Annotated in this window: 8 protein-coding genes; 5 read left to right on the top strand and 3 right to left on the bottom strand. The window is 61.0% G+C overall.

The annotated features are described in order from the left end of the window. Positions 1 to 224 precede the first annotated feature (224 nt). Positions 225 to 773: an RNA polymerase factor sigma-70 gene (locus tag ACA067_RS07395; RefSeq protein ID WP_010461205.1), complete on the top strand. Its 549-nt coding sequence runs from the start codon at positions 225 to 227 to the stop codon at positions 771 to 773. 155 nt (positions 774 to 928) lie between these two features. On the opposite strand, the gene ACA067_RS07390 is transcribed toward ACA067_RS07395, so the two are convergent. The 3 genes from ACA067_RS07390 to ACA067_RS07380 form a co-directional block, all read right to left on the bottom strand. Further along, entirely contained in the window at positions 929 to 1,942 is a 1,014-nt protein-coding gene (locus ACA067_RS07390) for a GNAT family N-acetyltransferase (RefSeq protein ID WP_497461206.1), read from the bottom strand. A gap of 98 nt (positions 1,943 to 2,040) precedes the next feature. After that, positions 2,041 to 2,835, bottom strand: coding sequence for a substrate-binding periplasmic protein (locus ACA067_RS07385; protein ID WP_497461205.1), 795 nt, complete (start codon positions 2,833 to 2,835; stop codon positions 2,041 to 2,043). 91 nt (positions 2,836 to 2,926) lie between these two features. Beyond that, positions 2,927 to 3,553, bottom strand: a complete 627-nt coding sequence (locus tag ACA067_RS07380) for a TetR/AcrR family transcriptional regulator (RefSeq protein ID WP_497461204.1) — start codon at positions 3,551 to 3,553, stop codon at positions 2,927 to 2,929. A gap of 178 nt (positions 3,554 to 3,731) precedes the next feature. Between ACA067_RS07380 and ACA067_RS07375 the strand changes: the two genes are divergently transcribed. The 4 genes from ACA067_RS07375 to ACA067_RS07360 all read left to right on the top strand — a co-directional run bounded on the left by ACA067_RS07375 (position 3,732) and on the right by ACA067_RS07360 (position 9,315). Then, positions 3,732 to 5,534, top strand: a complete 1,803-nt coding sequence (locus ACA067_RS07375) for an acyclic terpene utilization AtuA family protein (RefSeq protein WP_497461203.1) — start codon at positions 3,732 to 3,734, stop codon at positions 5,532 to 5,534. Between the two features lie 83 nt (positions 5,535 to 5,617). Continuing rightward, a complete protein-coding gene (gene atuC, locus ACA067_RS07370; protein WP_497461202.1) occupies positions 5,618 to 7,234 on the top strand; it encodes a geranyl-CoA carboxylase subunit beta in 1,617 nt (538 codons plus the stop codon). Between the two features lie 129 nt (positions 7,235 to 7,363). Further along, positions 7,364 to 8,521 (top strand): citronellyl-CoA dehydrogenase, encoded by a 1,158-nt coding sequence (atuD, locus tag ACA067_RS07365; RefSeq protein ID WP_497461201.1) that lies wholly within the window; start codon positions 7,364 to 7,366, stop codon positions 8,519 to 8,521. Beyond that, the gene (locus ACA067_RS07360; RefSeq protein ID WP_497461200.1) at positions 8,518 to 9,315 is read left to right on the top strand and encodes an enoyl-CoA hydratase/isomerase family protein; all 798 of its coding nucleotides are present in this window, start codon (positions 8,518 to 8,520) and stop codon (positions 9,313 to 9,315) included. The genes atuD and ACA067_RS07360 overlap by 4 nt, the downstream gene beginning before the upstream one ends. Positions 9,316 to 9,338 lie beyond the last annotated feature (23 nt).

The following is a 9,338-nucleotide window of genomic DNA, read 5'->3' as shown; positions in this document are numbered from 1 at the left end:
AATTAGTCGGCGGGCCGGATCGCCAACCCCGCTGCGGTGTCGCAAGCGAGCGTCGCAAGCGAGCACAACAGCGTGTCGCAGTTCTCACTTTGCACCTTTGGGGAGCATTAATTCTCTTTCTCAATTGACAATCATTATCATTCAACATAATTTGTCGCTCGATGTGTAGGACGGCACCGGTCTTCCAGGCGTCCCACTAACCTATTTGCAGCAGGGTGATTTCCATGACGGAACAAGTGTCCACAAGCAGGTGCGATTCACCGCTACTTCAGGCATTCGTCGACAATCGACTGATTCTGGTCAAGATTGCAGCCCGTATCACCGGCTGCCGCTCGCGTGCTGAAGACGTGGTACAGGATGCGTTCTTCCGCCTGCAGTCGGCGCCGCAGATCACGTCCTCGTTCAAGGCTCAACTGAGCTACCTGTTCCAGATCGTGCGCAACCTGGCGATCGATCACTACCGTAAACAGGCACTGGAACAGAAGTACTCAGGCCCTGAAGAAGAAGGCTTGAACGTGGTGATTCAAGGCGCTTCGCCGGAAACCTCGCACATCAACTTCTCGACCCTGGAAAACATTGCCGATGCGCTGACGGAGTTGCCCAGCCGCACCCGCTACGCTTTCGAAATGTACCGCCTGCATGGCGTGCCGCAGAAGGACATCGCCAAGGAACTCGGGGTTTCGCCGACCCTGGTGAACTTCATGATTCGCGATGCTTTGGTGCACTGCCGGAAGGTGTCGGGGAATCGGGTGGATACTTTTGCCCGCCGCTGAGATCTGAAATTTTCGTCGCCCCCATCGCGAGCAAGCTCGCTCCCACATTTGATCTCTGTTGTTCACAAATTGTATGTACACAGGAGATCCACTGTGGGAGCGAGCTTGCTCGCGAAGGCGGACTCAAGGCCGATACAGCCCCTGAGCCTTACGCATCAAGCCAACTCACACCGATCAAAAAACCGCTCCCGCCCCAACACCATCAACGCCGCACGCTTATGCGGAAAATCAAACTCTTTCTCGCAATAAAAACGCTGGCCCTGCATATACCCGATCATCTTGCCATTGTCGGCCCGAGGCTCGGCAACCACCCGCCGGGTACGCGGATCATCGAGAAACAGGTAATGCACCAGCGCCGATAACCAGCTCGCCACCTTGTGCGGGCCGCGGTGATGCTCTTCACCGACCAGCATGTGAATACCCCGGTCGTAATCGTCCGCTTCATAGAAGGGCGCAATGCGATCTTCCTTGGCCCAGTAGGCTTCGAAATAGGCAAACGACTGATCATCGAAACAACCGATCAGGGTCAGGGTGTGGGGGTCGGCCTCAAGTTTGGCCAGATACTCGCGATGCTGTTCGAGACTGCCCTCCTCCTGCCAGAAACTCGCGACCCGCGCACTGTTCTGCCAGCGATTGAACCGTTCAAGGTCATGGTCGATGTCCAGCGTACGCAGGGAAATCCACGCGCCCAGCCGTGCATCGAAACGTCGATACACCTCACCCCTTGGTTTCACCGCACGCAACGGATGACGTTTGCCGCCACTGATGACCATTTGCTGCGGATAGCTGCTGGCCAGGGACTGACCTAGCCAGGGCTGCGGCAACTGCCAGAACAGGGTGCGCTCGCAGCGATACTGGCCTGGAGTTTCGGTGGCGACCAGCAAGCCGTTGCGCAAGGCTTCAACAGGGACTTCATCCAGCTGCCAGGTCAGGCACTGACAGGCCGGATCGCGGGTAAACAGCCAATAACAGGCTGTGCGCAGTGCATCGCCATCGGGGCGGTCGAAGCGTTGCTCTATCTGCACCTGCAGTACGGGTTCGCGTGTCAGACGCAACTTGATCAGCGGCTGCCCATCCAGGTCCAGGCTCAGCCGGTTTTCGGTTTCATCAGCTACAAGACGGCTTCCTGTGGGCAAAGTCAGGGCAGTCAGGTCATTCGGATTGGACATGGGTCAGGCTCACGTTAATCGTCGACAGTTCAACGAGGTGACGTGGGCCAAGGCGAGAAATTTAAGAGAAGTCGGTCAATACGCAACCTGGTGCGATCTCAGTTACCGGGCACCGGCACCACGGCAATCCTGTACGGATCAAAAATCTTCAGCATCTGGCCGTTCTCGCGCAAGTCTTGCAGCAGCTTGCCAAATGCAGCGCCACTGATGGGCGCCGTCGGGCGGAGGATGGCGTAGTGGTGATAGATCTGATCGACCCGCTCGGACACCAGCAACTGATTGGCGACCTGCTCGTTGCGCAACAGGTAGTCGCTCAGGTAAGAGCGCGTCACCAGGGCAATGTCTGCTCGCCCGCGCAGCACCATCAACAGGTTGCTGTCATGGGAATAGGTCAGTGTGGCGTTGTAGTTCTGCGCGAGAAATTTCGGGTCGGCATTGAAATTGGAAAATTCGTAGTGATAGCCGCTGAACAGCGCCAGGCGTTTGCCGGTGAGATCGGCAAAATAGCTTTGCTGACGACCGGGCTCGCGTTGCGCGACAAAAATCTCGGCGTCTTCCAGCCCCATGTCGACGCTGGTGTGGGGGATGTCCTTCCAGCCCCAGTCCGGGTTCTCGAAGATCGCCATGTCCACCCGGCCTTGCTTGAAGTCACCGAAGCGCCGGGGAATGGACGTCGGCACCAGGAGAAATTGATAGTCGCTCTGCAAGGCATTGAGCGCCTCCACCAGTTGCGGCAACAGGCCGGTGTCGGCACCGGTTTCCGGGCGAACCGTGTAGGGCGGGAAATGCGCGGCGCCGATCCGCACCAGCTGTGCAGCCTGGGACGGTACTGCCCCTATCGACGAAAGCGCCGCCAGCAAAAGCACCGAGGCCGTCCGAATTGGCGAAGACATCAAACAACCCACTCCCCAGAAAATACGCATCAATGCATTCAAGCTAGGCGGTTTCAGCCACTTCACCAGTCTAGTCGTGTTTCAGACAACACTATTGTTTCTCTGCCAGCACCAGAATCAACGCTTCATCGGCCAATTGATCGAGGCTCAGGCTGCCGCCAGCGCGAAACCAGGTGGTGGTCCAGGACAGTGCACCCGTCAGGAACCGCCGGGTAATGAACACATCGCCGCGGATAAACCCGGCGTCCTTGGCCTCCCCCAGCACCTGTAGCCACAGGTCTTCATAAATGTCGCGCAAGGCCAGCACCCGCGCCTGCCCTTCTTCGGAAAGCGAACGCCATTCATACACCAGCACCGCCATGGCTTCGCCGCTGCCGCCCATGATCGACTGCAATTCGCAACGAATCAGCGCCAGCACCCGCTCGCGCACGCTGCCGGCCTCGGCCAGTTCCGCACGCATCAATGCCGTGTTATAGCGAATGGTCTCCTCCATCACCGCCCGCAGGATTTCGTCCTTGCTTTTGAAGTGATGAAAAATACTGCCGGACTGAATGCCTACGGCACCGGCCAGATCGCGCACGGTGGTGCGCTCGTAGCCTTTGTTGCGGAACAGGTGAGCCGCCACTTGCAGCAGTTTGCCGCGGGCGCTGTCCGGGTCGGTCAATTGGCCGTCGTCGACCAATTCTCGCATCACCCTCAGGGCTTTTTGCTCGTCCACCCGTTCTCTCCTACAGTCGATCAATCAAATGCGCCGTTCACCGCTAAAACAGCGGGGTTGCGCGCGCAATTTAAGCTGGCGGGGGCGACCAAGCAAGCGCTCGGGCAGAAGATAGTTTAGTCGTTTACAAACCAAGCGCTTGCTTGGTAGTCTCGATGTACTGCTGTCGGAGGTGGCTATGGTGTTGACGGGGTCCAAGACAATTCGCATCGGTTGCGCCAGCGCCTTCTGGGGCGACACCTCGACCGCCGCCGCGCAACTGGTGGCAGGCGGGCGTCTGGACTATCTGGTGTTCGACTACCTGGCCGAGATCACGATGTCGATCATGGCCGGCGCGCGAATGAAAGACCCCAGGGCCGGCTACGCCAGCGACTTCATCGAAGTCCTCGGCCCGCTGCTCACTCGGCTCGCCGAACAGAACATTCGCGTCATCAGCAATGCCGGCGGGGTCAACCCACACGCTTGCGCCGCTGCCCTGCAGGCCGCCTGCGACCAGGCCGGGGTGGCGCTGAAAATAGCCGTGCTGCTGGGTGACGACCTGCAACCGCAGTTCAAACAACTGAGCAGCCTTGGCCTGCATGAAATGTTCAGCGGCGCGCCGCTGCCGCCGATGTGCGTCTCGACCAATGCCTACCTCGGCGCGCCGGGCATAGTCGAGGCTCTGTGCCTGGGCGCGGACATCGTGATTACCGGGCGCGTGGTCGACAGCGCCGTGGTCAGTGCCGCGCTGGTACACGAATTCGGCTGGTCCTGGCACGACTACGACAAACTCGCCCAGGCCGCGTTGGCTGGCCACATCATCGAATGCGGCGCCCAGTGCACCGGTGGCAACTTCACTGACTGGCGCGACGTTCCCGACTACGAACACATTGGCTTTCCCATCGTTGAAGTCAGCGCCGACAGCCAGTTCATCGTCAGCAAACCCGAAGGCTCCGGCGGCCTGGTCACGCCACTGACCGTCGGTGAGCAACTGCTGTATGAAATCGGCGACCCGCAGGCTTATCTGCTGCCGGATGTGGTCTGCGATTTCACTCAGGTAAAACTGGTGCAACAAGGCAAGAACGCGGTTCGGGTGCACGGCGCGAAAGGCTTGCCGCCGACCGGTCAATACAAGGTCAGTGCCACGTACCCGGACGGTTTTCGTTGCACCGCCAGTTGCCTGATCGCCGGGATCGATGCGGTCGACAAGGCGCGCCGGGTCAGCACGGCGATCATCGACAAGACCGCGGAAATCTTCGCTCAGCGCGGCTGGGCGCCCTACCGTGAAGTGAACATCGAGCTGCTGGGCAGCGAGGCCACCTATGGCCCCCATGGCCAGCGCCAGGACAGCCGCGAAGTGGTGATCAAGCTCGCCGTGCGCCACCCGAGCAAACAGGCACTGATCCTGTTCTCCAGGGAAATCGCCCAGGCCGCCACCGGCATGGCGCCCGGGCTGACCGGGATCGTCGGCGGGCGGCCGACTGTGTATCCGCTGATCCGGCTGTTCTCGTTCCTCATCGACAAAAGCGCCTGCACCCTGCAGATCGACCTCGCCGGCCAGCGCCATCCGTGTGCCCTGCCCGCCGTCGACAGACTCGACACCGCGGACTTGCCCATCCCCCTGGCCCCACCCAAACCCACGGGCCTGGCCGACGCCAGCGTCGCCCTGATCAAGCTCGCGGTGGCGCGCTCCGGCGACAAGGGCAATCACAGCAATATCGGGGTCATGGCGCGCGACCCCGACTACCTGCCGTGGATCGCCGAAGCCTTGACCCCGGAAGTGATCGTCGACTGGATGAGCCATGTCCTCGACCCGGTCCACGGGCGAGTCGAGCGCTGGTACCTGCCCGCCACCCACAGCCTTAACTTCCTGCTGGAAAACGCCCTGGGGGGTGGCGGGGTGGCCAGCCTGCGCATCGATCCACAAGGCAAGGCCTTTGCCCAACAACTGCTGGAAATCCAGATTCCGGTGCCGCAGCGCATCGCCGACCAGGTCAACTAGAGGACAGCCGCCGTGGCCTACGATTCGATGTTCAAAACTGATCTGTTTGCCGACCCGATGTGCTCAAGGACAGGGAATAACCCATGCCGGTGATTCAGTCGCAAGTGGACCCGTTCTGCGAACAGCTCGCCCGCAATCGCGCGGCGATGCTGGTGGGCATCGAGCACGTCCGCCAGCTCGAACAAAACCTGCTTAACAAAGCCGCCGAAGCCAAAGTCAGGTTCGACAAGCGCGGACAACTGCTGCCCCGGGAGCGCCTCAACCTGCTGCTCGACCCCGGCGCGCCCTTCCTCGAACTGGCGAGCCTGGCCGGCTACAAGTTGCACGACGACAAGGACGGCAGCTCGGCCGGCGGCGGCTTGATCGCCGGGATCGGTTACGTGTCCGGTGTTCGGGTGCTGGTCGTGGCGAACAACAGTGCGATCAAGGGCGGGACCATTTCCCCCAGCGGTTTGAAAAAAACCCTGCGCCTGCAACAGATCGCCATGGAAAACAAACTGCCGGTGATCACGCTCGCCGAAAGCGGCGGCGCCAACCTCAATTACGCGGCGCAGATTTTCGTCGAAGGCGCGCGAAGCTTTGCCAATCAGGCGCGGATGTCGGCCATGGGCCTGCCGCAGATCACCGTCGTCCATGGTTCGGCCACCGCTGGCGGGGCTTATCAGCCTGGGTTATCGGATTACGTGGTGGTGGTGCGCGGCAAGGCCAAACTGTTTCTGGCCGGCCCGCCGCTGCTCAAGGCGGCCACTGGCGAAGTCGCCACCGACGAAGAACTGGGCGGCGCCCAGATGCATGCGCAGATCGCTGGCACCGCCGAATACCTGGCCGAGAACGATGCCGATGGCGTGCGTCAGGTGCGCGAAATTGTCCGCCTGTTGCCGTGGAATGCGCGGCTGCCTGCCCCCCCTGCGCGACACTGGGAAGAACCGCTCTACCCCATCGATGAGGTGCTCGGGCTGATTCCCGATGACCCGAAGAAACCCTACGACGTGCGCGAAATCATCGCGCGGATTGCCGACGGTTCGAACTTCCTCGAATTCAAGGGCGAGTTCGATCAGCAGACCGTCTGCGGTCATTTACAGATTCAGGGCCGCGCCTGTGGCTTCATCGGCAACAACGGCCCGATCACCCCCAAGGGTGCGAGCAAGGCGGCGCAGTTCATTCAGCTCTGCGACCAGAGCCAGACGCCGCTGCTGTTTTTCCACAACACCACAGGGTTCATGGTCGGCACCGAATCGGAACAGCAAGGCGTGATCAAGCACGGCGCCAAAATGATCCAGGCGGTGGCCAATGCCCGGGTACCTAAACTGACCATTGTCGTCGGCGGCTCCTATGGCGCTGGCAACTACGCCATGTGCGGCCGCGGTCTCGACCCGCGCTTCATCTTCGCCTGGCCCAACAGCCGCACGGCGGTCATGGGTGGTGCCCAGGCCGGCAAAGTGTTGCGGATCGTCACCGAAGCCAAACAGCTCAAGGACGGGTTGGTGCCGGACCCGAAAATGCTCGACATGCTGGAACAGGTCACTGCGCAAAAACTCGACAGCCAGTCCACCGCGCTCTACAGCAGCGCCAGTTTGTGGGACGACGGGTTGATCGATCCGCGGGATACCCGGACGTTGCTCGGTTACTTGCTGGATATTTGTCATGAAGCCGAAGTGCGAGCGCTGCAACCCAACAGTTTTGGTGTAGCGAGGTTTTGATCGTTCCCACGCTCTGCGTGGGAATGCAGCCCAGGACGCTCCGCGTCCAAAGAGCGGACGCAGAGCGTCCCTAGAGGCGTTACCACGCAGAGCGTGGGAACGATCATGGATCACAGGAGAACAATAAAAATGATCTTCACCCAGGAACACGAAGCACTGCGCCGCACCGTCCGCCAATTCGTCGACCACGAAATCAACCCTCACATCGAGGAATGGGAAAAGGCCGGGCGTTTCCCCATCCACGAGATTTTCCGCAAGGCTGGCGAGCTCGGCCTGCTGGGGATCTCCAAACCGGAAAAATTCGGTGGCATGGGGCTCGACTATAGCTACTCGATCGTCGCCGCCGAAGAATTCGGCACCATTCATTGCGGCGGCATCCCGATGTCCATCGGCGTGCAGACCGACATGTGCACCCCGGCACTGGCGCGTTTCGGTTCCGATGAGTTGCGCGAAGAATTCCTCCGTCCGGCGATCACCGGCGAGCAAGTCGGCTGCATCGGCGTCTCCGAGGTCGGCGCCGGTTCCGACGTGGCGGGATTGAAAACCAGCGCTCGCAAGGACGGTGATGACTACGTGATCAACGGCAGCAAGATGTGGATCACCAATTCGCCCAGTGCCGACTTCATGTGCCTGCTGGCCAACACCTCGGACGACAAACCGCACATCAACAAGTCGCTGATCATGGTGCCGATGAACAGTCCCGGGATCAGCCTCGGCTCGCACCTGGACAAGCTCGGCATGCGCAGTTCGGAAACCGCCCAGGTATTTTTCGACAACGTGCGCGTGCCGCAACGCAATCGCATCGGCCACGAAGGCGCGGGCTTCATGATGCAGATGCTGCAGTTCCAGGAGGAACGCCTGTTCGGCGCGGCCAACATGATCAAGGGCCTGGAATACTGCATCGACAGCACCATCGAGTACTGCAAGGACCGCAAGACCTTCGGCAATGCGCTGATCGACAACCAGGTGATTCACTTCCGCCTGGCCGAACTGCAAACCGAAATCGAATGCCTGCGAGCGTTGGTCTATCAGGCCACTGAGCAATACATCAAAGGCCAGGACGTCACCCGCCTGGCGTCGATGGCGAAACTCAAGGCCGGTCGCCTGGGCCGCGAAGTCAGCGACAGTTGCCTGCAATACTGGGGCGGCATGGGCTTCATGTGGGACAACCCGGTGGCCCGGGCTTACCGCGATGTGCGGCTGGTGTCGATCGGCGGCGGGGCCGACGAGATCATGCTGGGGATCATCTGCAAACTCATGGGCATCCTGCCGGGGAAAAAGCAATGAGCACCTTGCCGGTTTGCCAGACCCTGCTGCTGGAACTGCACAACGGCGTCCTGCACATTACCCTCAACCGCCCCGAAAGCCGGAATGCCATGAGCCTGCAGATGGTCGCCGAACTGCGCGCGGTGCTGGCGGCGGTACACGATGACCGCGCAGTGCGTGCCCTGGTCATTGGCGGTGCCGGCGGCCATTTCTGTGCCGGCGGCGACATCAAGGACATGGCCAACGCCCGCGCCCAAGGCCCGAACGCCTACCGGGAGTTGAACCGTGCGTTCGGCACGCTGTTGCAAGAAGTGCAACACACGCCGCAAGTGGTGATCACCGTGCTGCAAGGGGCCGTACTCGGCGGTGGTTTGGGCTTGGCCTGCGTCAGCGACGTCGCCCTGGCCGATCATCAGGCGCAATTCGGTCTGCCGGAAACCAGTCTCGGTGTGCTGCCCGCGCAGATCGCGCCGTTCGTGGTCCAGCGCATCGGTCTGACCCAGGCCCGTCGACTCGCCCTGACGGCGGCGCGCTTCGATGGCACCCAGGCCAAGCGGATCGGCCTGGTGCATTTTGTCGAACATGACGCGCAAGCCCTGGCCGAGCGTCTCGATGAGGTGTTGGCCCATGTGTTGTGCTGCGCACCAGAGGCTAATGCGCGGACTAAACAGCTGTTGCTGGCGAGTGCGGGGCAGCCGACGGATGCGTTGCTCGATGAGGCGGCCGGGTGGTTCAGCGACGCGGTGACCGGGGATGAGGGGGTCGAGGGGACCCAGGCTTTTGTGCAGAAGCGTAAACCGGGGTGGGCCCCTTAAAAGCTTCGCTGGCAAGCCAGCTC

The organism is Pseudomonas sp. LBUM1674 (genome assembly GCF_059695635.1).
The sequence above is the reverse complement of the archived record's forward strand: the minus strand, read 5'-3'. Positions and strand labels throughout refer to the sequence as shown.